20 protein-coding genes and 1 pseudogene are annotated in these 22905 nt (G+C 64.2%); 13 read left to right on the forward strand and 8 right to left on the reverse strand.

The window, feature by feature from the left end:
- Nucleotides 1-4 precede the first annotated feature (4 nt).
- The gene (locus V1280_RS34695) at nt 5-1504 is read right to left on the reverse strand and encodes a DUF4153 domain-containing protein (protein ID WP_334535058.1); all 1500 of its coding nucleotides are present in this window, start codon (nt 1502-1504) and stop codon (nt 5-7) included.
- Nucleotides 1505-1693: 189 nt separating this feature from the next.
- Between V1280_RS34695 and V1280_RS34700 the strand changes: the two genes are divergently transcribed.
- Nucleotides 1694-3037 carry a glycoside hydrolase family 3 N-terminal domain-containing protein gene (locus V1280_RS34700; protein ID WP_334535059.1) on the forward strand — a complete coding sequence of 448 codons (1344 nt, stop codon included), beginning with the start codon at nt 1694-1696 and terminating at the stop codon, nt 3035-3037.
- Here V1280_RS34700 and V1280_RS34705 read toward each other — a convergent pair.
- Nucleotides 3034-4656, reverse strand: coding sequence for an ABC transporter substrate-binding protein (locus V1280_RS34705; protein WP_334535061.1), 1623 nt, complete (start codon nt 4654-4656; stop codon nt 3034-3036). The genes V1280_RS34700 and V1280_RS34705 overlap by 4 nt on opposite strands.
- A gap of 87 nt (nt 4657-4743) precedes the next feature.
- Nucleotides 4744-5625 carry a LysR family transcriptional regulator gene (locus tag V1280_RS34710; RefSeq protein WP_334535063.1) on the reverse strand — a complete coding sequence of 294 codons (882 nt, stop codon included), beginning with the start codon at nt 5623-5625 and terminating at the stop codon, nt 4744-4746.
- A 97-nt stretch (nt 5626-5722) separates the two neighbouring features.
- Here V1280_RS34710 and V1280_RS34715 point away from each other — a divergent pair, with 97 nt between their 5' ends.
- The gene (locus V1280_RS34715) at nt 5723-6400 is read left to right on the forward strand and encodes a peroxiredoxin-like family protein (RefSeq protein WP_334535065.1); all 678 of its coding nucleotides are present in this window, start codon (nt 5723-5725) and stop codon (nt 6398-6400) included.
- Between the two features lie 3 nt (nt 6401-6403).
- Here the strand turns inward: V1280_RS34715 and hydA are convergent, their stop codons facing one another.
- Nucleotides 6404-7858, reverse strand: coding sequence for a dihydropyrimidinase (gene hydA / locus V1280_RS34720; RefSeq protein ID WP_334535067.1), 1455 nt, complete (start codon nt 7856-7858; stop codon nt 6404-6406).
- 114 nt (nt 7859-7972) lie between these two features.
- The gene (locus V1280_RS34725; RefSeq protein WP_334535069.1) at nt 7973-8581 is read right to left on the reverse strand and encodes a TetR/AcrR family transcriptional regulator; all 609 of its coding nucleotides are present in this window, start codon (nt 8579-8581) and stop codon (nt 7973-7975) included.
- 103 nt (nt 8582-8684) lie between these two features.
- On the opposite strand from V1280_RS34725, the gene V1280_RS34730 reads away from it, so the two are divergent.
- From V1280_RS34730 to V1280_RS34755, 6 genes and pseudogenes are all read left to right on the forward strand, one after another.
- Nucleotides 8685-9380: a PspA/IM30 family protein gene (locus tag V1280_RS34730; RefSeq protein ID WP_334535071.1), complete on the forward strand. Its 696-nt coding sequence runs from the start codon at nt 8685-8687 to the stop codon at nt 9378-9380.
- 40 nt (nt 9381-9420) lie between these two features.
- The gene (locus tag V1280_RS34735; RefSeq protein WP_148778873.1) at nt 9421-9696 is read left to right on the forward strand and encodes a YiaA/YiaB family inner membrane protein; all 276 of its coding nucleotides are present in this window, start codon (nt 9421-9423) and stop codon (nt 9694-9696) included.
- Between the two features lie 242 nt (nt 9697-9938).
- Nucleotides 9939-11001, forward strand: a pseudogene (locus tag V1280_RS34740) (amidohydrolase family protein).
- 15 nt (nt 11002-11016) lie between these two features.
- Nucleotides 11017-12129 carry an amidohydrolase family protein gene (locus V1280_RS34745; protein WP_334535074.1) on the forward strand — a complete coding sequence of 371 codons (1113 nt, stop codon included), beginning with the start codon at nt 11017-11019 and terminating at the stop codon, nt 12127-12129.
- Nucleotides 12130-12134: 5 nt separating this feature from the next.
- Nucleotides 12135-12548: a Rieske (2Fe-2S) protein gene (locus tag V1280_RS34750; protein WP_334535075.1), complete on the forward strand. Its 414-nt coding sequence runs from the start codon at nt 12135-12137 to the stop codon at nt 12546-12548.
- 72 nt (nt 12549-12620) lie between these two features.
- The gene (locus V1280_RS34755) at nt 12621-12827 is read left to right on the forward strand and encodes a hypothetical protein (protein ID WP_014491844.1); all 207 of its coding nucleotides are present in this window, start codon (nt 12621-12623) and stop codon (nt 12825-12827) included.
- 5 nt (nt 12828-12832) lie between these two features.
- Here the strand turns inward: V1280_RS34755 and V1280_RS34760 are convergent, their stop codons facing one another.
- Nucleotides 12833-14392, reverse strand: a complete 1560-nt coding sequence (locus tag V1280_RS34760; protein WP_334535078.1) for a flavin monoamine oxidase family protein — start codon at nt 14390-14392, stop codon at nt 12833-12835.
- A 166-nt stretch (nt 14393-14558) separates the two neighbouring features.
- Between V1280_RS34760 and V1280_RS34765 the strand changes: the two genes are divergently transcribed.
- Complete coding sequence (locus tag V1280_RS34765) at nt 14559-16256, forward strand: S53 family peptidase (protein ID WP_334535080.1); 1698 nt, start codon at nt 14559-14561, stop codon at nt 16254-16256.
- A gap of 9 nt (nt 16257-16265) precedes the next feature.
- Here V1280_RS34765 and V1280_RS34770 read toward each other — a convergent pair whose 3' ends face one another.
- Nucleotides 16266-17111 (reverse strand): SDR family NAD(P)-dependent oxidoreductase, encoded by an 846-nt coding sequence (locus V1280_RS34770; protein ID WP_334535082.1) that lies wholly within the window; start codon nt 17109-17111, stop codon nt 16266-16268.
- 187 nt (nt 17112-17298) lie between these two features.
- Here V1280_RS34770 and V1280_RS34775 point away from each other — a divergent pair, with 187 nt between their 5' ends.
- The 3 genes from V1280_RS34775 to V1280_RS34785 all read left to right on the forward strand — a co-directional run bounded on the left by V1280_RS34775 (nt 17299) and on the right by V1280_RS34785 (nt 20679).
- Complete coding sequence (locus V1280_RS34775; protein ID WP_334535084.1) at nt 17299-18795, forward strand: aldehyde dehydrogenase family protein; 1497 nt, start codon at nt 17299-17301, stop codon at nt 18793-18795.
- A gap of 120 nt (nt 18796-18915) precedes the next feature.
- Nucleotides 18916-20043, forward strand: a complete 1128-nt coding sequence (locus V1280_RS34780; RefSeq protein ID WP_334535086.1) for an alkene reductase — start codon at nt 18916-18918, stop codon at nt 20041-20043.
- Between the two features lie 129 nt (nt 20044-20172).
- Entirely contained in the window at nt 20173-20679 is a 507-nt protein-coding gene (locus V1280_RS34785) for a GFA family protein (protein ID WP_334535088.1), read from the forward strand.
- Here V1280_RS34785 and V1280_RS34790 read toward each other — a convergent pair.
- The gene (locus V1280_RS34790) at nt 20633-21061 is read right to left on the reverse strand and encodes a TfoX/Sxy family protein (RefSeq protein ID WP_334535090.1); all 429 of its coding nucleotides are present in this window, start codon (nt 21059-21061) and stop codon (nt 20633-20635) included. The genes V1280_RS34785 and V1280_RS34790 overlap by 47 nt on opposite strands.
- Before the next feature lie 145 nt (nt 21062-21206).
- Here V1280_RS34790 and V1280_RS34795 point away from each other — a divergent pair, with 145 nt between their 5' ends.
- Entirely contained in the window at nt 21207-22868 is a 1662-nt protein-coding gene (locus V1280_RS34795; RefSeq protein WP_334535092.1) for a thiamine pyrophosphate-binding protein, read from the forward strand.
- Nucleotides 22869-22905: the final 37 nt, after the last annotated feature.

Consider the following 22905-nt stretch of genomic DNA (forward strand, 5'->3'; position numbering starts at 1 on the left):
CCGCTCACCCGGCCGGCTGACCGTCAGACCGGCCTTTGGCTTCGGCATCGAGCCTGCGCTGCAGCCGCCAGGTGCGAAAGCCCCAGGCCCGCCAGGCCATGTCGAGGTGCTGGCTTTCTACAAGGCGATCGTGGCATCCAACAAGGGTTCTGTCGGCGCGAATCTGCATCATCCTCTCGATCGCCGGTAAAGCCTGTGGTCCGATCTGCGTGAGATAGCGGGTATCGATCGGCATGCCTCTGCCCGAGACTTCCCGGCTGTGGGCAATATTATAGTCGGCAATGAACGCGTCGAAGTTCATCAGCGAGCAGGTATACACCACGATCGTTAACGCGATCAGGTTGGCGCCGACAAGCCACCCGTTGGACCTGTCGAGTGCGATGCGGGCGACGATCAGGATCAGCCCCAGCGCCACCAGCCCCATCCAGATGAAGGCCGCGATGCGCCAGTAGGTCAGCATGTAGATGTCGACGTAAAGGTCGAGCCGAAGGATGGAGGAGGCGACCAGCAGGACGTTCTGCCCGACCCAGAGATAAACCAGTGGACGGATCACCGTCGACTTCTCAGCCGGCCCGCCCGGACGCATCGCGACCAGCACGAAAGCGGCAGCGAGCAGGGCGGTTGCGATCAGCGGATAGGCGCCGCGATGGGCGTAGGCGGCATAGGTCATGTTGTCCGGCAACGCCACATGGCCCCAGAGATAGAGGCCGTCGAGAATCGACTGCGCCGCGAACAGCAAATTGAACAGGACCAGCGAACGCAGAATCGTCGACGGGCCCAGGAATTCGGCCGAGACGAGGGGCTGGAGCGGCGGCGGCACCGGGACATCGTCGACATCAGCGGTGACGACCTTCTTGCGCCGCCAGCGCACATGAATGAACGGCCAAACCAGCGCCAGCATCATGGTCCAGAAAAGCAAGCGCGGAATGCTGACATAGTCGAGGATGATTTTTGGATTGAGCAGAGACACCCACTGCTCGATCACCGGATTGGCCGCCGCGAACAGGGCGACGAAGACGGTGCCGAGCGCCGCTGGCAGCAGCCAGAGTGCGATACCGCGGGTGAACGCCGACATGTTGAAAACCTGAAGGACATCGGGGAAGAACCTGAACGGGCCAAGCAGGATGAAGTTGCGCAGCGCACGGGCGCGTTCGACGAGCTCGGTCGTCTCTGGATTGGTCGCGAGCAGCAGGGCCATGAGCAGCGCGGTGACAAGGATCAGGCACGACAGCGGGTTGAGCTCCTCGACGGCCGGCACCAGGCCTGCGACGAGAACGGCTGCGCTGGTCCAAGCGCGACGCAGGTCCAGTGTGGCGTGATTGAACAGCACCGACACCACGGCGATTGCGATCGCGAAGAGTGAGAGCGACAGCCCGATCCGCTCGCCATAGAACAGCCAGTCCGCGAGCGCGGCCAGCGCCAATGCAAGGCCGACCTTGGCCGGAATCGAGGAATGCCTGATTGGCTGGATGTCCGCGGCGATCGTCGAAGCCAGGCTCGTCATGTGCAGATGACCTTTCGTGAGGGGCGGCATCACGAAATCTGCACGGCTCTTGTGCAGAAGCCGGGATCAACGTCTGCACGGTTTCAGGAGTCTTTTGCAGATTTCGTGCAGGTGCGGTATTGCCTCTCGCACAGCGCAAATCGCTTTGATAGGTGCGAAGCATTCGCCACTCCTCGGACGTGACGCATCATGCAATACCTCCGCCGTATCGGCCTCATCCTGCTCTGGCTTTTAGCGCCGCTCCTCGCATTCGCGGCCGCGAACAAGAACGATCCCTATCTGGTCCCGATGCGCGGCGTTGGAAACGTCGCGCTTGCGATCGCGAGCATCGCGGTTGCCGTCCTGTTGCTTCGCCGCGGGCGCTGGCACAGCCTGACCGGCAAGCTCCTGATCTTGCTCTGGTGCCTGCCGCCGATGCTGATGGCGGTAGCGCATCTCAGCTTCGAGCTGCGCAAGCACGATGTGCTCAGCGCAAGCGTGACCGAGGTGCGTCAGCTCGGCCCCCACTTCATGGTCGGCTATTCCTCGTTCCCTGAGGTCGCGCGCCTCGCCGAGCAGGGACTGATTGGCGGCGTCTACGTCACCCGCCACAACATCCGCGGCCGGTCGGTCGACGCGCTGCGCGCCGAGATCGCGGCGCTCCAGGACAAGCGGCGCGCGGCCGGCCTGCCGCCGCCGATCGTCGCCGCGGATCAGGAGGGCGGCATCGTCGGGCATCTCGCGCCGCCGCTGACCAAGGTGCCGGCGCTGGCGACGCTCGCCGGGCTTGCTCCCGATGACCAGCAGGCCAAAGCGGAAGAGTTCGGCCGTATCCACGGCCGCGAGCTCGCCGGTCTTGGCGTCAACCTCAACCTCGCGCCGGTGCTCGATCTCAAGCCGCCGCTTCGGCGCAATCGGCTCGATTTCCATACGCTGATCGGCCAGCGCGCGATCGCCACCGATCCCGTTGTCGTCAGCACGATCGCAAGCGCTTATGTGAGCGGCCTGGAGGCCTCAGGCGTCGGCGCGACGCTGAAGCATTTTCCAGGCATCGGCCGTGTGCGCACCGACACGCATCATTTCAGCGCCAACCTCAATACGCCGGTCAGGGAGCTGGAAGCCACGGACTGGCTGCCGTTCCGCGAAGTGCTGTCGCACTCGCATAGCGCGCTCATGGTTGGCCACATCACGCTCACCGCCGTCGATCCCGACCATGCCGCCTCGCATTCAAAGCGTGTCGTCGATGGGATCATCCGTGACAAATGGGGCTACCAGGGCCTGGTGATGACCGACGATCTCGTGATGGGCGCGACCTATCAGCACGACGTCTGCAAGGCCGTGGTCGAGGCGATCAACGCCGGCGTCGATCTGCTGCTGGTCGCCTATGACGGCGCGCAGTTCTACCGGATATTTGGATGCGCGCTCGACGGATCGCGGCAAGGTAGGCTTGATGCGGCGATGCTGCGCGCGAGCGCGGCGCGGTTGGAAAGGGGTTTTTCGATCGAGCAGGCGCGAGCAGCCCCAGGCGCTGTCCGCGTCGTTGAGAAGAACTAGCCCTTTGCGAACTGACGGTAGTCCGGCTCGCGGTGAAACCAGAATTCGTACCCCGTGACGCCCTTCTGCATGGCGACGTCGTGGATCGGCTGGTTGAGCGGGATGACGGGAACGTCGCTCATGCAGAGTGTGATGAAATCCTTCACGGTTTTCTCGTACTCGGCGGCGTCCGTGGTGAAGCGCGCCTTGTCGATCAGCGCGTCCATCGCCTTGTTCTGGTACGAGGAGATGTTGAAGATCGAATTGTTGCCGTGGAAATTCCAGTAGAAATAATACTCGGGATAATCGAGCCAGCCGCTGAAGCGGTTGAGCGCGAGCGGCAGCTCCTTCTTGTTCAGCGTGGTGCGCCAGTTCGCGCCGGGAATCTTTTCGATCGACGCCTTGATGCCGATCCTGGCTAGATTTTCCTGGATCAGGATGGCCGTGGGCTCGCCGACGGTCGCAGTGCCGGTGTCGAGCGACAAAGTCGTCTCCAGGCCGGACTCGAACCCTGCTTCCTTCATCAAGGCTTTGGCCTTGTCGAGATCGGTGACATAGGGAGACGGCTGCGGCCACACCGGCTTTGAGACATCCGCCGTCCCGCCATACATCGGAACGGCGCGCCCGAAGAAGGCACTGCTCTGGATCTGCTCGTAAGGCATCGCCCAGGCGATGGCCTGGCGTAGCTTGGCATTGTCGAACGGCGGCCTTGCCGTGTTCAACGCGACGTACCAGAGCGCGTTGGGGATCGGCACGCCCGAAACCTTGACCTTGCCCTCCCTGATGATCTGCTCGAAATCGCGCGGTGCAAAACCGCTCGACAAGTCCGCATCGCCTCGCTCCAGCATCGCACGGCGCGTGCCGGCGGACGGCACGTCGCGCGCGATCACCCGCTTCACTTTCGGCAGCGGCCCGCTCTTCCAGTCGTCGAAGCGTGCCAGCACAGTTTCGCTGCCGGGCTTCCAGCTCTCGATCCTGTAGGCGCCGCCACCGGCCTCGTTGTTCTTCAGCCAGGCCAGTGCCCAAGGATCTTCCGCCGTCGCGTTCTTCCTGGCGAGCTCGGCGTTGATGACGAAGGGCACGACGACCGCGACGTTGAACAACAGCATCTTGTCTTTCCGCACATAGTCGATGCGGAAGGTGTGGTCGTCCACGACAACGAACTGCTCGGGCTTTTCGAGCGATCCGGCCGACATCTGGAAGGTCGGAAAGCCGCCAACCTTCACCGCACGATCGAACGACCATTTGACGTCTTTGGCGGTGACCGGCGTGCCGTCGTGGAATTTGGCGTCCTTTCGCAGATGGAAGGTGCAGGACATGCCGTCGGCCGCAACCTCCCAACTCTCGGCGAGCTCGGGCGCGAGCTTCTCGCGGTCGTAAGACAACGTGCCATCCGGGAATGTCTTCGAGGCGTAGGAGAGCAGGCGGTCGTAGCAATTCCAGGACAGGCCGTTCACGGTCTGGTTGGAGCCGACGCCCTGCATGTCGAGCGAGTTCGGTCCCAGCTCTTGCACCACCAGCAGCGTCTCCGCGCGCCCCTGTGCCCACGCGAAGGACGGCGCGATCGCCGCCATCCCGGCAACGCCGAGGCCGCCGAGCATGACGCTGCGGCGGCTCGGATCGAAAGAGGATGGGCTCATCGATGCCTCCTTGAGAGCGGTTTGCTGTTCAAAGAGGCAAAGCGCATGCCATCGGATGCGCTTCATGGCGTCGCATCCGCACCTTGCCTATCTCAACTCCTCGGCCAGGAAGTCGACCAGCGCGCGCACCTTGGTCGAGGGACGCGGACCCGCCGGGAACACCGCGTACACGTCGACCGGCGCGAGTTTGTAACTCTTCAACAGCGGCACCAGCGCGCCCGCCGCGATCTCGGGATCAGCCATCACGGGTGACGTCATCGCGATGCCGAGCCCAGCGAGCACGCTTGCGAACACGCCGGGACCGGAATCGGTGGTGATGCGGCCGCGGACATCGACCGAGGTCTCCGTGCCGCTGCGGGTGAATGACCAGGTGGTGCGGCCAAACAGGCCTGGGCCGAAGATGCAGTCATGCGAGGCGAGATCGGCCGGTGTCTTCGGCGTGCCGCGTTCGGCAAGATAGGATGGGGCGGCGGCGAGAAAGCGCGGCAGGGTCGCAAGCTTTCGTGCGCCAAAGTCGGAGTCGTCGAGCGGGCCGAGACGAATGGCGACGTCGGTGCCGTCTGCGACGAGGTCGTGCCGTTCGTCGGCGACAGACAGCTCGACGCGCAGCAGCGGATGCAGCTTGAGGAATCTCGGCAGGCGCGGAATGATGTGCCTGGTGCCGTAGACGATGGGCATGGTGATGCGCAGCGTTCCGCGCAGGGAGTCGACTCCGCGCGCGGCGTCTTCGGCGTCCTCGAGGTCGGCCAGCAATTCGCGCGCGCGGGTGAGGAACAGCGCGCCCGCATCGGTGACGGTGATGCGGCGCGTGGTCCGCAGCAGCAGCTTGACGCCGAGCCGGGTCTCCAATTCGCCGATGATGCGCGACACGGAGGGCTGCGACAGGCCGAGTTCGCGCGCGGCCTTGGAAAAGCTGCCGCTCTCGGCTGCCCGGACAAAGACGGCCAATTCCTGCAATCGGTCACTCATCTGAAATCCAAATAAATGTTCTCCGAAACGACCATATACCCCTTCGTTCTCAAATGCTCCAGATAGGGCGGGCCAACAGCAACCGATGGAGCTTCTCATGGCCCTGCAAGATAAACTCGACGCCCTCAAAGCCGATTTCGAAGGCGGTCGCTTCCCGCTCAAGCCAACCAAGGAAGCGCTGGACACCATGCACCGCGCCACCGCGGAACTGATCGCGAGCGGCCAGGCCCAGCGCGCGAAGAAGGCCGGCGACGCCGCGCCGGAATTCATTCTGAAGGACCCCGACGGCAAGCCTGTGTCCTCGCGCGACCTGCTCGCGAAGGGACCGCTCGTCGTGTCGTTCTACCGCGGAGTCTGGTGCCCTTATTGCAACCTCGAGCTCCAGGCGCTCCAGGAAGCGCTGCCGGACATCGCTTCGCGCGGCGCCAGCCTCGTTGCAATCTCGCCGCAGACCGCGCCGAACAACCGCAAGTCCGAGCGCGACAACAACCTGTCGTTTCCGATCCTGAGCGACGTCAGGAGCGAGGTCGCCGATGCCTTCGGCATTCGTTTCGCTCTCCCGGGCGAACTCGTCTCGCTCTACAAGTCCTTCAAGAACGACCTGCCGACGTTCAACGACAATCCGGCCTGGGTGCTGCCGATGCCCGCACGCTACGTCATTGGCCGCGACGGCATCATCGCCTACGCGGAAGTGAATCCGGACTACACGCACCGGCCCGATCCGTCCGAACTCCTGCCGGTGCTTGACCGGCTGCGGGCGGGCAAGGCGGCCTGATTGTTACGGCGTCACCGCTCCGCGTGGCACTGCGCGCGGGGTGGTCAGCTCTTTCCAGGTCGAATTGGCGACATGCACCGGTGAGAAGGCCGGCCGCTCGACATAATGTCCGTCGCCCGCCTCTGCACGTAGATCGCCATCCTTCCACACGATACGACCGCGCGAGAGCGTCGCGGCGGGCCCGCCGGTGCAGGCAAAGCCTTCGAATACGTTGTAGTCGATCCGGCTCATCTGCCGCTTCGCGTTGATCGTCTTCGTCGCCCTGGGATCCCACACCACGATGTCGGCATCCGAACCGACGGCGACCGCGCCCTTGCGCGGATAGATGTTGAGGATGCGGGCGATGTTCGCCGAAGTCACTGCGACGAATTCCTCCTTCGTCAGCCGCCCCGTGGCGACGCCCGCGGTCCATAGCAGCGCGAGGCGATCTTCCAGGCCGCCGGTGCCGTTCGGAATCTTCCTGAAGTCGCCGAGGCCGAACCGCTTCTGCTCGGTGGTGAACGCGCAGTGATCGGTCGCGACCACTTGCAGCGAGCCTGATTGCAGGCCGGCCCACAGGCTGTCCTGGTGCGACTTGTCGCGGAACGGCGGCGACATCACGCGTTGCGCGGAATGATTCCAGTCCTTGTTCCGATATTCGCGCTCATCGAGCAGCAAATGCTGGATCAGCGGCTCGCCATAGACGCGTTTTCCCGCGGCCCGCGCTCGCGCGATCGCCTCATGCGCCTCGCGGCAGCTCGTGTGCACGATATAGACCGGCGTGCCGGTCATATCAGCGATCATGATAGCGCGGTTGGTGGCTTCGCCCTCGACCTCCGGCGGTCGTGAATAGGCGTGGCCCTCGGGGCCGGTGACGCCGCGTTCGATCAGCGCCTCCTGCATCAAGGCAACGACATCACCATTCTCCGCATGCACGACCGGCATCGCGCCGAGATGGGCGCAGCGCGCGAACGAGTTGTAGAGCTCGTCATCGTTCACCATCAAGGCGCCCTTGTAGGCCATGAAATGCTTGAACGTGTTGATGCCGTAGGTTTTGACCACGGTCTCCATCTCGTCATAGATCTGCTTCGACCACGACGTCACCGCCATGTGGAAGCCGTAATCGGTCGCCGCCTTCTCGGATTTGTGCCGCCATTCCTGATAGGCCGCGAGCATCGACTGGCCGGGATCGGGCAGGCAGAAATCCACCACCATGGTGGTGCCGCCCGTCAGCGCCGCCTTGGTGCCGGATTCGAAATCGTCAGCGGTGACGGTGCCCATGAACGGCATTTCGAGATGGGTGTGCGGATCGATCCCGCCCGGAATGACATAGGCGCCGCCGGCGTCGATGATCTCCGCCCCCGTTGGCGCCGCGATCGCTGCGCCGACCGCGACGATGGTGTCGCCCTCGATCAGCACGTCCGCGCGGCGCGAATGATCATGATTGACGACGGTGCCGCCGCGGATGAGGAGGGACATGGGAACTCCGGGAAGAGCAGGGGGGACAGGACGCTGCGAAAGCTAAGCGTGTCGGCCGCGATGCGACAGGCGAAATTTTAGCCAGCCGCCGGCTTCGCTGCGTATTCTCGGCCGCTACGCCGCCTGCGCAACTAGCCCGTCGATCATCGCGCGTACGAGGCTCGCGATCTCCTTGCGCAGCGCCGGCAGGGGAACCGCGACCAGCCTTTGCTCAAGTCCCAGTGCCACCATGCCATGCACGGCCGAGAACAGGCTGCGTGCAGTGATGCCGAGTTCCTCCGCATCCCGCCTTGGCAACAGCGCAGCGAGCGGCTGGTAGATGTGGCGAAACAACTGCAACTGGTCATCGACCGACCAGTCGGGCAGGGCCTTCTCGGTCTCCATGCGGTGCTCGAACAGGGCGCGCCAGAGCTGGAGATTTTCTGCGGCGAAATCGCAATAGGCAATTGCGATGCGGACCAGCGTCTCCTTTGGCGATGGATTGCCGGCGCGCACCGCCGCGCTGAGCGCGTCGTCGAGCCGGAGCAGCGTGCGCGAGCCGACGCGCAGGACCAGCTCGTCCACATCGGCAACGAGATTGTAGACCGCACCATTGGCGCAGCCGATCTCGCGGGCCAAATCGCGGGTTTTCAGGCCGGCCAAGCCACGGGTCGCGATCATCCGCTCGGCTGACAGAATCAGGTCCGCCCGCTGTTTCTCCCGACGTTCCAAGGCCTTAGTCATTCGCTAACCAAGATCATGAGCGATGCTCAAATATTTCTTGAACGATGTTCAAGATTGCTGCTACTAATCGTTCGTGAGCAACGCTCATAACAGGGAGCAAGCAATGTTCAAGACCGTCGTGACACTTTTCCGCGGCAGCGTGGCCGCCGCCGGCGAGGAGCTGGAGGACCGCACGGCCCTTCTGATCCTCGACCAGCAGATGCGCGATGCGGCCGCGGCCGTCGAGCGCAGCAAGCGGACGCTGGCGCTGGCCATCGCCCAGGACCAGCAGGAGGACCGCAAGCTCGAGGCGACCGTCGCCCGCATCGCCGATCTCGAGATCCGCGCGGTCGCGGCGCTCGATGGTGGCCGCGAGGATCTCGCCAAGGAGGCGGCCGAAGCCATCGCCGGCCTCGAGGCCGACCGCGATGCGGCGCTGACGGCGCGTGCATTGTTCGCGACCGAGATCGCCCGGCTGAAGCGGCACGTCGCAACTGCGCAGGCCCGCATCACCGAGCTCGATCGCGGCCGCCGTGTCGCCCGCGCCTCGGAAGCGGTGCGCTCGCTTCGCCGCAGCGGCATCGAAGCGGCTCGCCCTTACGAATCCACGCTGCCGGAAGCGGAGAGCACCCTGAGGCGGCTGCGCGAGCGGCAGCTTGAAGCCCAGGCCGCCGATGACGCGCTGGTCGAACTCGATGCGGCCACCGGTCCGCTCGCGACCGCCGAACGACTAGCCGAGCAGGGCTTTGGTCCCCGGCTCAAGACAACCGCGGACGATGTGCTGGCGCGGTTGAAGTCCAAGCGCATGCCGACTGCCTGAACTCAAACCCAATCATCAATCAAACCAACAGGAGACGATCATGAACCAGAACGGCCAACCCCACAGCGGCGCCTGGGTGACCTTCACTTACGCGTCTTTCGCAGCCTCCGCGTTCCTTGTCGCCATCGGCATCTTCTTCCTGCCGATCGACCTCTGGATGAAGGGCTATCTGACCATGGGCATCGTGATGCTGATCCAGACCTGCATCACTTTGACGAAGACCGTGCGCGACAATCACGAAAGCAGCCGGCTTGTGAACCGGATCGAAGATGCCAAGGCCGAGCGGCTGCTGATGGAAGTCTCCAAAGCCGCTTGAGGCGAGACGCATCGAAGGGCGACGCCATCTTCGACATAGGGCGGTGGATGCGAAAGCATCCGCCGCCTGCGCAGCGCTATAGCTGCAAGCGATGATCGAAGCGCTTTATATCGCGCCTGCGAAATGCAACCGAGCCATGACGGATCACGCAGGCCTGTGCCCTTGCGCACCGGCTTGGCCCGGAGCACTCTGCGAAAGCGGCGCGAAAAACGTCGCCAATAAAGACGGCGCGAGGAAGCATCATGGCGGTGACGCGGATCGACTGCGACATCCACCCGGCGGTTGGTGGCACGCGCACGACGCTGCTTCCTTATCTCAGTGATCACTGGAAAGAGCAGGTGGTGAGCCGTGCTATCGACGGCCTCGACCTCACCTCTTACCCACCAAGCATGCCGTTTTCGGGCCGCTCGGACTGGCGGCCGACCAATGGCACGAAGCCCCGGCTCTGATCTGGCGATGGTGCAGAAAGGCGCCTTCGACCAATTGGGCGCGAGCCACGCGATCCTCAACGTGCTCTACGGCGCTCAGGCCGTCTTCGATGCCTATATGGCGGCGGACTTCTGCAAGGCGATCAACGACTGGATTGCCGCCGAATGGCTTTCGCGCGACCCGCGCCTGCGCGCCTCCATCGTGGTGCCGATGCAGGCGCCGGATCTCGCCATTGAAGAGATCGAGCGTCGCGCGAGCGACAATCGCTTCGTCTCCATCCTGGTGCTGGCGCAGGGTGAGACGCTGCTGGGCCGGCGGCATTTCTGGCCGGTCTATCAGCTTGCGGAGAAATACAAGCTGCCGCTCGCGATCCATGCCGGCACGCAATATCGGCAGGCGCCGAGCTCAGCCGGCTGGCCCTCGCACCGCTACGAATATTACTTTGTCGAGGCACAGGCGTTTCAGGCGCAGATCCTGAGCCTGATCTATGAGGGCGTGTTCGGCAAATATCCCGATCTCAAGGTCGTGCTGATGGAGTCCGGCGTGAGCTGGCTGCCGGCCTTCATGTGGCGCGCCAACAAGACCTGGCGTGGCGTCCGCGTCGAGGTGCCCTGGGTCGAGCGCGAGCCCGCCGCAATCATCCGCGACAATTTTCGCGTCACCATGCAGCCGTTCGATGCGCCCGGCGACGCCAAAGGCGTTGAGGAGATCATCGACCAGATCGGCTCCGACAAGATGTTCCTGTTCGCGTCCGACTATCCGCACTGGCAGTTCGACGGCGACGATCCGATCCCGCCGCATCTGCCGAAGAGCATTATCGACAAGATGTGCGTCGACAATCCGCTGGAGACGTTTCCGCGGCTATCGATCAACTGAATTTTGGAGGTTCGCATGAGTGAAGTCATCGACCGTCCGCTGCGCGACGACGAGAAACCCGCCGCCTCGCGACTGCGCATCGTCGATTGCGACGTGCATCCGAGCCTGCATTCGCTCGACGATCTCGACGAATTCCTGCCGAAACGCTGGCAGCAACATCTGAAGGAGTATGGCAGCCATCTGCGCACGCCCTATCTCTTCACGACGCCCTATCCGCGGTCCTCGCCGCTGATCGCGCGGCGCGATGCCTGGCCGCCGACCGGAGGGCCGCCCGGTTCCGACCTTGCCTTCATGCAGAAGCAGTATCTCGATCCGCTCGATGTCGAGTTCGGGATCCTGCAGGTGCTCGATCTCTTCATCTTCTCGCAGCAGAACCTGGAATTCGGCGCGGCGATCCAGCGCGCCATCAACGACTGGCAGCTGGCGTTCTGGTCGCACCGCGATCCGCGCCTGAAGGCGTCGATCCTGGTCGGGCAGGACGGCACGGATCTGGCGATCGCCGAGATCGAGCGCTGTACCAGGATCGGCGAATACATCCAGATCAATGTCTCGCCGCGCGCCAACGAGCCGCTTGGCCGCCGCCGCTACTGGCCGATCTACGAACGAGCCGAGGCGCTCGACCTCCCGCTCGGCATTCACACGGGCGGCTATGGCGGCCACGCGCCGACCGGCGGCGGCTGGCCGTCCTATTATGTAGAGGAGCACCATTCGAACGCCCACACCATCGCGGCGCAGCTCGCAAGCCTCGTCATCGAGGGCGTGCTCGAGCGTTTTCCGAAACTGAAGATCGTCTTCATCGAGGGCGGCTTCGGCTGGGTCCCGTCGGCGGTGTGGCGGATGGATCAGCACTTCGAGCGCTTCCGCAGCGAAGTGCCGAATCTCAGGCGCAAGCCGTCCGAATATGTCCGCGAGCACTTCTGGTTCACGACGCAGCCGGTTGACGAGCCCGACGAGGCCCGGCATCTGCGCTCGCTGATCGAATGGGTCGGCATCGATCGCCTCTTGTTCTCGTCGGACTATCCGCACTGGGATTTCGACGATCCGCGCTTCGCCTTCAAGACGCCGCTCACGGAGGCTGAGCGCAAGATGATCTTCAGCACCAATGCCCGTGCGGTCTACAAGTTCTGATCAACATGGCCCGTCACATCGTCGCGTCGACCTCAGAGATCCCGCCCGGCGGCAACAAGGTCGTCGATATCGCCGGCCGCGATATCGTCGTGTTCCACGTCAATGGCGAGTTCTTCGCGCTGTTGAACCGCTGCCCGCACGAAGGCGCGCCGCTGGAGAAAGCGGCTTGCGTGGCGCGGCTGACCTCGCCCGAGCCCGGCATCTATGAGCGCTCGCGCGTCGGCGAGATGCTGCGCTGTCCCTGGCACGGCTGGGAATTCGACATGCGCAACGGCCAGTCCTGGTTCGATCCGAAACGGGTCAAGATCCGGTCCTATCCGGTTGCGGTGGAACGCGGCGACGAATTGCAGAAGGGCCCATATGTCGCCGAGACGTTCCCGGTGCATGTCGAAGACAGCTATGTGATTGTCGAGATCTGAGCCGGCATTGCCGATTGAGATTCGAACGCAAGTGCGATATGGCTCTCGCGCTTTCAGAGGCGGAGACGAGCTTTGTCGAAACAATCCCTGCGTGAGGAGGCCGAGCGCCTGATCCGCGAATCGATGGAAAAGAAGACCATCGTCGTCAAGCAGGGCTCGACCCGCATCGAGGCCGTCTGCGGCAAGTGCGGCGCGCCAAACCGGGTTCAGGCGGAAAAAGGCCAGAGCCGCGTCAAATTCGCCTGCAAGAATTGCGGGCACCAGCAAGAGACCCTGTAAGGCGCTCAGGCCGCCCGCTGCCGGCCCGTGCGTTTGGTCGCCCTCAGGATCGCTGAACCTGCCTTCAGGCCGGACTGCAACGCGCCCTCCATGTAGCCGTAATAGGCAAAGCAGGTGTGCTCACCGGCAAAATACATCCGCTTGTGAAATGCGCTGTTGAGCAGCGGCCCGGCGCGCGTGACTTCGCCGGGCGCGGGGCAGGAATAGCCGGCACCGGTCCAGGGATCGGCGGGCCACGCAATGAAGTCCGGCGGCTGGGACAGATTGTCCTCATAGCCGCGATAGACCTGGCCGATCCGCGAGGCGTAGAAGGCATCGACAGCGGTCTTGCCGCCGCGCTCCCATTGTCGAATGGCCTGCTGCGCCGGTTTGCTGCCGGCGAACAGGCTGAGCTCGACCTCGCGGCCGCGCGGCGCGATCTGGTTGTCGGTGCCTTCCCATGTGACGCCGAAGCGGCTCGAGGACGCGGCCGGCGCCAGCCCATGGTCGATCCAGAAACGTCGCTTGACCGGACTGAGGTATTTCACGGCCGTCCCCATCGAGATGTAATGGTCGGGCGTGAGTTGCGGCGTGATCTCGATCTTGGCGAAACGCCCGCCCGGCCACAGGCTCGGCGGAATCGCAAGCACGACGTAGTCGGCGAGATGGGAAGCCGCCCCCTCCGGCGTGATCGTCACGCCCTCCTTGTCGATGTCGATCGCGACGACAGGCGTGGACAGATGGACCACCCCTCCGACCTTCCTGATTTCCTCGGCGAGGTGCTCGGCCAGCGATTGATTGCCCTCCGAGCAGCGTAGCGTCTCTGTCTGGGTGAAAAAGGCGGCCGGGTGTCCCTTGAGTGCGCCGCCATGGACCACCGCGAAATTGGCGAGCAGGCTTTGCCGTTCGACCGGCTGACCCGCGTCGTTGCTGAACTGCTCCTTCATCGCAAGCTTGGCGAGACGCGAGCAATGTTCGTCCCGAATCCAGTCCGCCATGGATTGCTGGTCCAGCGCGTCGGCGTCGGACGTGAGCCAGGGGGCGTGCTTGTGCACGTGCCGCGCGCGCCTTGCCATCCGCCCGAAGGCCGCCTCCATCTGCTCGAACAGGGTCTTGAGCGCGAACGGATTCGAGATCTTTCGACTGTCGAGATAGATCGGCATATCTAGATCGAGCGCATCGAAATTCGAATCCAGCGTGAACAGCGAGAGTCCCAGCCGGAATTGGCGCGCCAGGGCCAGCCACAGCGGATGATTGTAGCCGATCAGCTCGCCGCCCGCCTCGACCACGCCGCTCGCCTTGTTCTTGCTCCAGACGCGGCCGCCGACGCGCTCGCGCGCCTCGAAAATCGTCACGTCGCAGCAATGCGCGAGCGTGTAGCCGGCCATCAGGCCGCCAAGCCCAGCTCCGACGATCGTGACACGCGGACGTGGTGCCGCCCGCGCCGGGCGTGGCATGTCGCGGGGTGGTGTGGCCGCCGTGACGACCATTGCGTTGGCAAGCGTCGAGCTGACCAGCTTCTGACGGTCGAAGCCGATGAACTTCCTGCCGTAGCGGCGATTGAGCCGTGCGTAAATCGAGCGCATGATTGAAATCCTCAGATCGAAATCAAAAATCGAAAAACAATCTCGGACCGTCGAGGACCGGTCTTGGGCGAGCGGCGAAAATTGCCGGTCGGGCCTCAGATTTGACGGGTCCGAGGATCGACGATAACCTGCAACCTTTGGTCGTGTCGAGAGCGGGAGCTCGGATATGGCATCAAAGGCTAAGGCGCGTACCGGCCGCCGGGCGGCCGCCAATCGCAAAGCAGCAAAGCGTAACGACAAGGCTGGATCGGCAAGTGCGGCAACGCGCCCTGTCGTCGTGTCCGGTAGCGCGCGCCCACCCACCGCGGGGGCCAGGCGTCTGCACGACGAGAATCCGCGTCAGCACGTCGAGATCACGCTGACATTGCGTGGACCCAAATTGCCGGACGCCGACAAGCTCGGAGGTCGAGCGTTGTCGCGAGCCCAATTCAAGGCAAGATACAGTGCCTCGAAGAGCGACGCCGACAAGGTGTCCCAGGTTCTGCGCAAATTCGAGCTCAAGATCGAGGAAGTGTCGCTCGAGACGCGCAGCATGCGCGTGAGCGGGACCGTCGCGCAGATGGAGAAGGCGTTTCAGCCGCGCCTCGGCGTCTATTGGAGCGAGGATCAAGGTCAATTCCGCGATCGGGAGGACGATTACAAGATTCCCGCTTCGCTGAAGAACATCGTCACTGCGTTGATCGGATTCGGCCAGCGGCGTGTCATGTGGCGGAGCAGGGCGAGGATCGGTGCTGGTTTGACGCCGCTCAGCCCGTCGTCCCTGGAAGCGCTGTATCATTTTCCGCCCGGGGATGCCGCCGGCCAGAAGATCGCGATTGCCGAGTTCGGTGGCGGGTATTTTGCCGGGGACCTCGCGCTCCACTGCAAAACGTTCGGTCGCAAGAGGCCCAAGGTCGAGATCGTCTCGATCAACTGGCCGGTGCGCAACCGTAGGCAGATCGAGCAATTGCCAACGGACGATCGTCAGGACGCGCTGGACGACACCGGCGAAGTGATGATGGACGTCGAGGTGGCTGCAGGCCTGGCTCCCGGTGCCAAGCTGTCCGTCTATTTTGCGACTTTCGATCAGAAGGGCTGGGTCGATTTATTGAACCGCGTGATCAAGGACAGGCCGGTGGCACTGTCGATAAGCTGGGGGTCAGCAGAGGATTCCAGTGACTGGTCGCCGGCAGCACGTACGGCCATCAACGAGCGGCTCCAGGCGGCTGCCGCGCTGGGCATCACGATCTGCGGCGCCTCCGGCGATGATGGCGCCGGCGACGAGGAGACGGACGGCGCCGCCCATGTGGATTTTCCGAGCTGCAGCCCATTCGTTCTCGCGGTCGGTGGCACCATGATCACGCGTCTCGGCGGTGAGGTCACGGAGCAAGTGTGGTGGGAGACGCCAGGGCGCCGCATGAAAGGCGGAGGCGGCGCAACAGGTGGAGGAGTCAGTGAGGTATTTCGTCGGCCTGCGTGGCAGCGCGGACTCGATATTGCTTCCCTGAACGGCTCCGGTCAGTGGGGGCGCATTGTGCCCGATATTGCGGCGCTTGCCGGCCCACCCGGCTACGCGATGATCTTCCGCGGCAAACCGGATTATGGCGGTGGGACCAGCGCGTCTGCGCCGCTCCTGGCCGCGCTCATTGCTCGCGTCAATGCGCTTCTGCCGCCGGAGAAACGGCAGCGCTTCCTCGCGCCATTGCTTTATCGCAAATCGCCGCTTGGCCGGCCGACAGGAGATCTCGTCTGCTACGACATCACCATCGGCCATAACGTATCCAGGCCAAAGCCGGGCGTCGGATATGAAGCGAGGCGTGGGTTCGATGCGGTGTCCGGCTGGGGCGTGCCGATCGGCACCGCGCTCCTGCTTGCGCTGAGCTGATCGCCCGGGCTAACTCCGATCGACGAATTTCTTGAACGCATCCGCGTAATCCGGATGCCAGCGCGACAGCGGCGGGCGGTTCTCGACGATATCGCCGGCGGCCCAGAGCATGCGCTTCTCGTCGAGCGCGCGCGGCACGTCGTTATCCGGGCAGAGGATGTAGAAATCGCCGGCCTCAAGCCGCGCGATCATGAAATCGACCGTCTGCTCCGGCGTCCAGGCGCCGGCCGGCTTTTCGGTGCGGCCCTTGGCGGTGAGCCCGGTGAAGACGAAGCCGGGGATCAGCAGATGCGCGGTGATGTGGCAGTCTTTCGTGTTGCGCAACTCGTGCTGGAGCGCTTCCGTAAAAGCCTTCACGCCGGCCTTGGAGACGTTGTAGGCGGGATCGCCGGGCGGGGTGGTGATGCCCTGCTTGGAACCGGTGTTGATGATCAGGCCGGCCTTGCCGCGCGCGATCATGTTGGGTGCGAAGATGCGCGCGCCGTTGATGATGCCCCACATGTTGACGCCAATGATGCGCTGCCAATTGTCGGGCTCGCCGAACAGGGTGCTGCCCGGCTGAATGCCGGCATTGTTCATGAGCAAATCCGTGCCGCCGAAATGCGCGCCCACGGCGCGTTCCAGTTCCGTCACGTTTTCGGCCCGGCTGACATCGACAACCGATGTCATCACATTTGTGGCAGCCGTAACGGATGACAATTTTGTTGCGGCCTCCGCCAGCCCGCCTTCGTCGACATCGGCGATGCACACCTTCATTCCGGCACGCGCAAACGCTGCAGCGGCGGCAAGACCGATGCCGGATGCACCCCCGGTGATCACGGCGACGTTGCCCTTGGCGATGACAGGATGCGGCATGGCTATTCTCCAGAAAGGGGCGTTGCACTCGGCTATAACATGGCGCTCGTGCGACCCTGCACAAGTCGGCATGGCAGGGCTTCGTTCCACGCTGACTTTACGCCCCTCCGGCGCCGCTGTATTCTGTTTGACCTAACGATCCCGCCCAGATCGAACCCAATCAATCACCTACCTAGGGAGTGCAGCCATGGCTGTGTCGCAGGCTATTCCGATCACGCGCCATCCGTTCGCCAACGGGTCCTACAAGCAGATGCTGATCGACGGGAAATGGGTGGATGCCGCGTCCGGCAAGCGCTTCGAGACCCATAACCCTGCCACCGGCGAACTGCTCGCAACTGTTGCCGAGGGCGACAAGGAAGACATCGATCGTGCCGTTGCGGCGGCCCGCCGCGCTTTCGAGGGACCCTGGAGCAAGGTCAAGCCGTTCGAGCGGCAGAACCTCCTGCTCAAGCTCGCCGACCTCGTCGAGAAGAATTTCGACGAATTGTCGCAGCTCGACACACTCGACATGGGCGCACCGCTCAGCCGTACCCGCGCCTATCGCCTGCGCGCCGTCGGCATGCTGCGCTACTACGCTGGCCAGACCACCGCGATCCATGGCGAGACCATCGAGAACTCGCTGCCCGGCGAAATCTTCTCCTACACGCTGAAGGAGCCGGTCGGTGTCGTTGGCGCCATCATTCCCTGGAACGGTCCGCTCACCGCGACGCTCTGGAAGATTGGGCCGGCGATCGCGACCGGCTGCACCGTGGTGCTCAAGCCGGCCGAGGAAGCGCCGCTGACCTCGCTGCGCATCGCCGAGCTCGCGATGGAAGCCGGCATTCCGCCCGGCGTCGTCAACGTCGTGCCCGGCTATGGTGAGACCGCGGGCGCGGCACTCGCTTCGCATCATGACGTCGACAAGGTCGCCTTCACCGGCTCCCATGTCACGGGCCAGTCGATCATCCGTGCCTCGGCCGGCAACCTCAAACGCGTGTCGCTCGAGCTCGGCGGCAAGTCGCCGGACATCGTGTTTGCCGACGCGGATCTCGATGCCGCCGTGCCCGGCGCCGCAATGGCGGTGTTCGCCAATTCGGGCCAGATCTGCAGCGCCGGTACGCGCCTGTTCGTCGAGCAGCCGATCTACGAAGAGTTCGTCGGCCGCGTCGCCGAATTCGGTAAGAAGCTGCAGGTCGGCAACGGCCTTGATCCCAACACCCAGATCGGCCCGCTGGTGTCGGAGCAGCAGCTCGAGCGCGTCACCAGCTATCTCGACATCGGCCAGAAGGAAGGCGCGCGAGCGCTCGCCGGCGGCGGCCGCGTCACCGAAGGGGCGCTGTCGAAGGGCTTCTTCGTCTCGCCGACCGTGTTTGCGGGCGTCCAGGACAACATGCGCATCGCGCAGGAAGAGATATTCGGTCCCGTCATCTCCGCGATCGCGTTCAAGGACATGGACGAGCTGGTCAAGCGCGCCAACAACACCACATTCGGCCTCGGCTCCGGCCTGTGGACGCGTGACGTCACCAAGGCGCATGCGGTCGCGAAACGGTTGCGCGCCGGTTCGGTGTGGGTGAATTGCTACCAGGCGATGGACCCCGCCGTGCCGTTCGGCGGCTACAAGATGAGCGGCTATGGTCGTGAATCCGGCAAGCAGCATGTCGAGGAATATCTCAACGTGAAGGCCGTCTGGATCAAGACCGCGTAATAACTGTTCTCTCTCGCGTTCCGCGGGAGGGAATATCTGCTTTTAGTGGGGGCGGCGCCTTTTCCGGCGGCCGCCCCTCGCTATATGATCCGCATCCTTTCATAGACATCCGGGGTCCGCATGAAATTCGAGGCGTTGTTTAGACCGTTGCAGGTCGGTCCGTACAAGCTCGCGCATCGCGTCGCGATGGCGCCGCTGACGCGCATGCGCGCCGAGCGCGAGAGCTTTTCGCCGCGGCCGCTCAATGCCGAATATTACGGCCAGCGCGCCACGCCCGGCGGTCTGCTGATCGCTGAAGCTTCGCCCGTGCTCTCGCACGGCCGCGGCAATCCGGCGACGCCCGGCATCTATTCGGAGGCGCAGGTCGCCGGCTGGCGCAAGGTGACGGATGCCGTGCATGCCAAGGGCGGCATCATCTTCCTCCAGCTCTGGCATGTCGGCCGCGTCTCGCATTCCTCCTTTCATGGCGGCGAGCTGCCGGTCTCGGCTTCGGCGATCGCGATCAAGGCCGAAGGCATGAAGGCGATGACCGCCGACGGCAAGATTTCTGACTACGAGACGCCGCGCGCGCTGGAGACGGACGAGGTCAAGGGCGTGGTCGAGGCGTTCCGGCAGGGTGCGAAGAACGCGCTCGCCGCTGGCTTCGACGGCGTCGAGATCCACGGCGCCAACGGCTATCTGCTCGAGCAGTTCTTGCAGTCGCGCAGCAACCAGCGCACCGATCAGTATGGTGGCGGAATCGAGAACCGCGCGCGGCTTCTGATGGAAGTGACGCAGGCCGCGATCGACGTCTGGGGCGCCAATCGCGTCGGCGTGCGCCTGTCGCCGCATGGCATCGCCAACGATTCCGGCGAGCCCGACCCGATGCCGCTCTACACCCACGTGGTGAAGACGCTCGACAAGCTCGGTCTTGCCTATCTGCACTTCATCGAGCCGCGCTCCAGCGGCGCCGGTCGGGCCGACGTCCACTGGGAGAATGTGCCGTCCGCGATGGTGCTGTTCCGTCCGCACTACAGCGGCGTGCTGATGACCGCCGGCGGGTTTACCGGCGAGACCGCGAACTCGGCGATCGCCGACGGCCACGCCGATATCATCGCCTTCGGCCGCATCTTCATCTCCAACCCCGATCTGCCGCGGCGCCTGGAGCACGACTATCCGGTCACGCCGTACAACCGCGCGACGTTCTATGGCGGCGAGGAGAAGGGATATACGGATTATCCGGTGTATGACGAGCTGACGCCGGCGTAGTCGTTCTTCGCAGCCCGGACGGACACCACAAACTCCGTCATTGCGAGCGCAGCGAAGCAATCCAGAATCTTTCCGCGGAGGGACTCTGGATTGCTTCGCTGCGCTCGCAATGACGATGGAGGAGGCATCATGGCCAAGGCCGCAGCCACCGCAGGAACCGCCACCGGCCAGTGCCTCTGTGGCAAAGTCACCTTCGAGATCGACATCCCGGCACGATGGGCCTGGCACGATCATTCCGCCGCCAGTCGCCGTGCTCATGGTGCTGCCTACGCCACCTATGTCGGCAGCTGGAAGAAGCGCTTTCGCATCATCTCCGGCAAGACCGCGCTGACCCGCTACGAGGACAAGGCGACAAAGACTGCGCGCAGCTTCTGTTCGCATTGCGGCACGCCGATCGCCTATGAGCGCCCGCGCGGCCCGCACATGGTCAACATCCCGCGCGCGCTCTTCAAGGATCGCACCGGGCGCCAGCCGCTCTATCACATCGCGATCGAGGAGTTGCAGGAATGGGCCTATACCGGCGAGCCGCTGGTGCCGTTGAAGGGCTTTCCCGGCGTGGTCTGGCAGCGCTCGAAAAAGAAGAAGCGCGCTAGCGGCGAGGATCCGTTCGAGCTCGGCCGCGAGGAGGCACTTTAGCCTTCGCGTTGACCGACGCCGCCGTGCGCTGCACAGCCTTCTTTGCTGGTGGCTTGGCCGGCATCGTCGCCACGAAATCGAGCGCGCGCTTCACCCAGATATTGAGCCCGGCATCGGATCGCGTGCCCTCATCAGAGACCCGCACGAACCCGGTCATGATGCGCCCGCGCATTTCCATCGGACTCGTGTGTGGCTCCTTCAGCATCCGCGCATGCGCCGCGGGGCCGACGCGAAACAGCATGCCGCCGCGGCCGCTGATGGTGCAGCACATGACGTTGTCCACCATGAAACAGAGCCCGCCCATCATCTTCTTTTCCGCGACGTGGCGTTGGCCCGCCAGCAACTTGCGAACCCGTGCGGCGGTGCCTTCGTCGTAGGCCATGACGGTCCCTCCGGCTTTGGCCTATCCTTCCAGCTTCTCGTCGCGCGCGCAAGGCAGCCATGAGCGCGCTTCCTTGCGCGCATCCCGCGACTTCGGCCATCATGCGCGTCGCCTCGCGGCATCGCCCGCGAGGCCTGGAGGAAACATGAAGCACAAGATCACCGGCCGTTCCGCCTTTCTCGCGCTGCTCAAGGACGAGGGCATCACGCACCTGTTCGGCAATCCCGGCACCACCGAGCTGCCGATCATGCATGCGCTGAAGGACCATCCCGATCTCACCTATGTGATGGCGATGCAGGAGAGCCTGGTGGTGGCGATCGCGGATGGCTACAGCCGCGCCTCCGGCAAGCTCGTCGCCTGCAACGTCCATGTCGCGCCCGGCCTCGGCAACGCGATGGGCTCGCTCTACAACGCCCAGTTCACGGGCACGCCGATGATCCTCACCGCGGGCCAGCAGGAGCGGGGCCACGGCCTGATGGAGCCGGTGCTTTATGGCCCGCTGGTGCGCATGGCCGAGCCGCTGGTGAAATGGGCGGTCGAGGTGACGCGGCTGGAGGATTTGCCGCGTATCGTGCGCCGCGCCGCCAAGGTCGCAATGACGCCGCCGACCGGGCCGGTGTTCATCTCGCTGCCCGGCGACATCCTCAATAGCGAGGCCGGTATCGATCTGGGCCGCTCCACGCGCATCGACGCGCGCGTAAAGCCGACGGACGAAGCGCTCAGGGCCTTTGCAGCGCGGCTGCTGAAGGCCGAGCGTCCGGTGATCGTCACCATGGACGAGGTGGTCAAGAGCGATGCGCTGAAGGAGGCGGCCGAACTCGCCGAGTTGCTCGGTGCGGCCGCCTACCAATCCTCGACGCCCTATGGTTCGCACTTCCTCTCCGAAAGCCCGAGCTTCGTCGGTTCGCTGGCCCGCGTGCAGAAGGTCGCACGCGATACGCTGGCGCCGTACGACCTCCTGGTCGCGCTCGGCGGCGATCCCTTGCGGATGTCGGTCTACAGCGAAGTCGACGCGCTGCCGGATGGACTCGGCATCGTCCAGATCGGCCTGGTCGATTGGGAGATCGCCAAGAATTACGGCGCCGAGATCGCGCTGAAGGCGGATGTGAAGGAAACGCTGCGCGCGCTGATCCCGGTGCTCAAAGAGATGGGCGGTGCCGCACTCGCGAGCCGCGCCAGGCAGCGCCTCGCCGAACTCGCGCCGAAGAACTGGACCGCGCGCCGCGCCGCGCTGGTCGAGCAGATCGGCAAGAGCGCGGGACGTGCGCCGATCGATCCCGACTATCTCGTGTTGCAAATGGTCGAGGCGATGCCCGACCATGCCATCCTTGTCGACGAGGGCCTCACCTCCAGCCGCCAGATCACGGCGCTGCGGCCGCATCGCGACCGCTATGGCTATCACGGCCTTGCCTCGGGCGGCATCGGCTGGGGCCTGCCGGCGTCAGTCGGCGCCAGCATCGCCAATCCGGATCGGCCCGTCGTGTGCTTCTCCGGCGACGGCAGTGCGATGTATTCGATCCAGGCGCTCTGGACCGCCGCACATCACAAGCTGCCGCTCAACGTCGTCATCGCCAACAATGGCGGCTACCGCATCATCAAGCAGCGCCTGCTCGCCTTCCATGGCGATGACAATTACGTCGGCATGGACTTTGCCGATCCGCCCGTGGATTTCGCCGGCGTGGCGAAGGCACTCGGCTGCGAGGCGATTAGGATCAGCGATCCCCGTGAGCTGAAGGCGACGCTGGCGTCGGCGTTTGGCCGGCCGGGGACCAAGCTGATCGAGGTGACGGTGGACGGGAAGGTGTAACTCCGCTGTCGTCCCCGGCGAACGCCGGGACCCATAC

The sequence above is a fragment of the Bradyrhizobium sp. AZCC 2230 genome, from assembly GCF_036924495.1.
Lineage (GTDB): Bacteria > Pseudomonadota > Alphaproteobacteria > Rhizobiales > Xanthobacteraceae > Bradyrhizobium > Bradyrhizobium rifense.

Bases quoted from the DNA above. Each gene is read 5' to 3' on its own strand.
- V1280_RS34695 (WP_334535058.1), bottom strand. From the start codon at position 1,504: ATGACGAGCCTGGCTTCGACGATCGCCGCGGACATCCAGCCAATCAGG.
- V1280_RS34700 (WP_334535059.1), top strand. From the start codon at position 1,694: ATGCAATACCTCCGCCGTATCGGCCTCATCCTGCTCTGGCTTTTAGCG.
- V1280_RS34705 (WP_334535061.1), bottom strand. From the start codon at position 4,656: ATGAGCCCATCCTCTTTCGATCCGAGCCGCCGCAGCGTCATGCTCGGC.
- V1280_RS34710 (WP_334535063.1), bottom strand. From the start codon at position 5,625: ATGAGTGACCGATTGCAGGAATTGGCCGTCTTTGTCCGGGCAGCCGAG.
- V1280_RS34715 (WP_334535065.1), top strand. From the start codon at position 5,723: ATGGCCCTGCAAGATAAACTCGACGCCCTCAAAGCCGATTTCGAAGGC.
- hydA (WP_334535067.1), bottom strand. From the start codon at position 7,858: ATGTCCCTCCTCATCCGCGGCGGCACCGTCGTCAATCATGATCATTCG.
- V1280_RS34725 (WP_334535069.1), bottom strand. From the start codon at position 8,581: ATGACTAAGGCCTTGGAACGTCGGGAGAAACAGCGGGCGGACCTGATT.
- V1280_RS34730 (WP_334535071.1), top strand. From the start codon at position 8,685: ATGTTCAAGACCGTCGTGACACTTTTCCGCGGCAGCGTGGCCGCCGCC.
- V1280_RS34735 (WP_148778873.1), top strand. From the start codon at position 9,421: ATGAACCAGAACGGCCAACCCCACAGCGGCGCCTGGGTGACCTTCACT.
- V1280_RS34745 (WP_334535074.1), top strand. From the start codon at position 11,017: ATGAGTGAAGTCATCGACCGTCCGCTGCGCGACGACGAGAAACCCGCC.
- V1280_RS34750 (WP_334535075.1), top strand. From the start codon at position 12,135: ATGGCCCGTCACATCGTCGCGTCGACCTCAGAGATCCCGCCCGGCGGC.
- V1280_RS34760 (WP_334535078.1), bottom strand. From the start codon at position 14,392: ATGCGCTCGATTTACGCACGGCTCAATCGCCGCTACGGCAGGAAGTTC.
- V1280_RS34765 (WP_334535080.1), top strand. From the start codon at position 14,559: ATGGCATCAAAGGCTAAGGCGCGTACCGGCCGCCGGGCGGCCGCCAAT.
- V1280_RS34770 (WP_334535082.1), bottom strand. From the start codon at position 17,111: ATGCCGCATCCTGTCATCGCCAAGGGCAACGTCGCCGTGATCACCGGG.
- V1280_RS34775 (WP_334535084.1), top strand. From the start codon at position 17,299: ATGGCTGTGTCGCAGGCTATTCCGATCACGCGCCATCCGTTCGCCAAC.
- V1280_RS34780 (WP_334535086.1), top strand. From the start codon at position 18,916: ATGAAATTCGAGGCGTTGTTTAGACCGTTGCAGGTCGGTCCGTACAAG.
- V1280_RS34785 (WP_334535088.1), top strand. From the start codon at position 20,173: ATGGCCAAGGCCGCAGCCACCGCAGGAACCGCCACCGGCCAGTGCCTC.
- V1280_RS34790 (WP_334535090.1), bottom strand. From the start codon at position 21,061: ATGGCCTACGACGAAGGCACCGCCGCACGGGTTCGCAAGTTGCTGGCG.
- V1280_RS34795 (WP_334535092.1), top strand. From the start codon at position 21,207: ATGAAGCACAAGATCACCGGCCGTTCCGCCTTTCTCGCGCTGCTCAAG.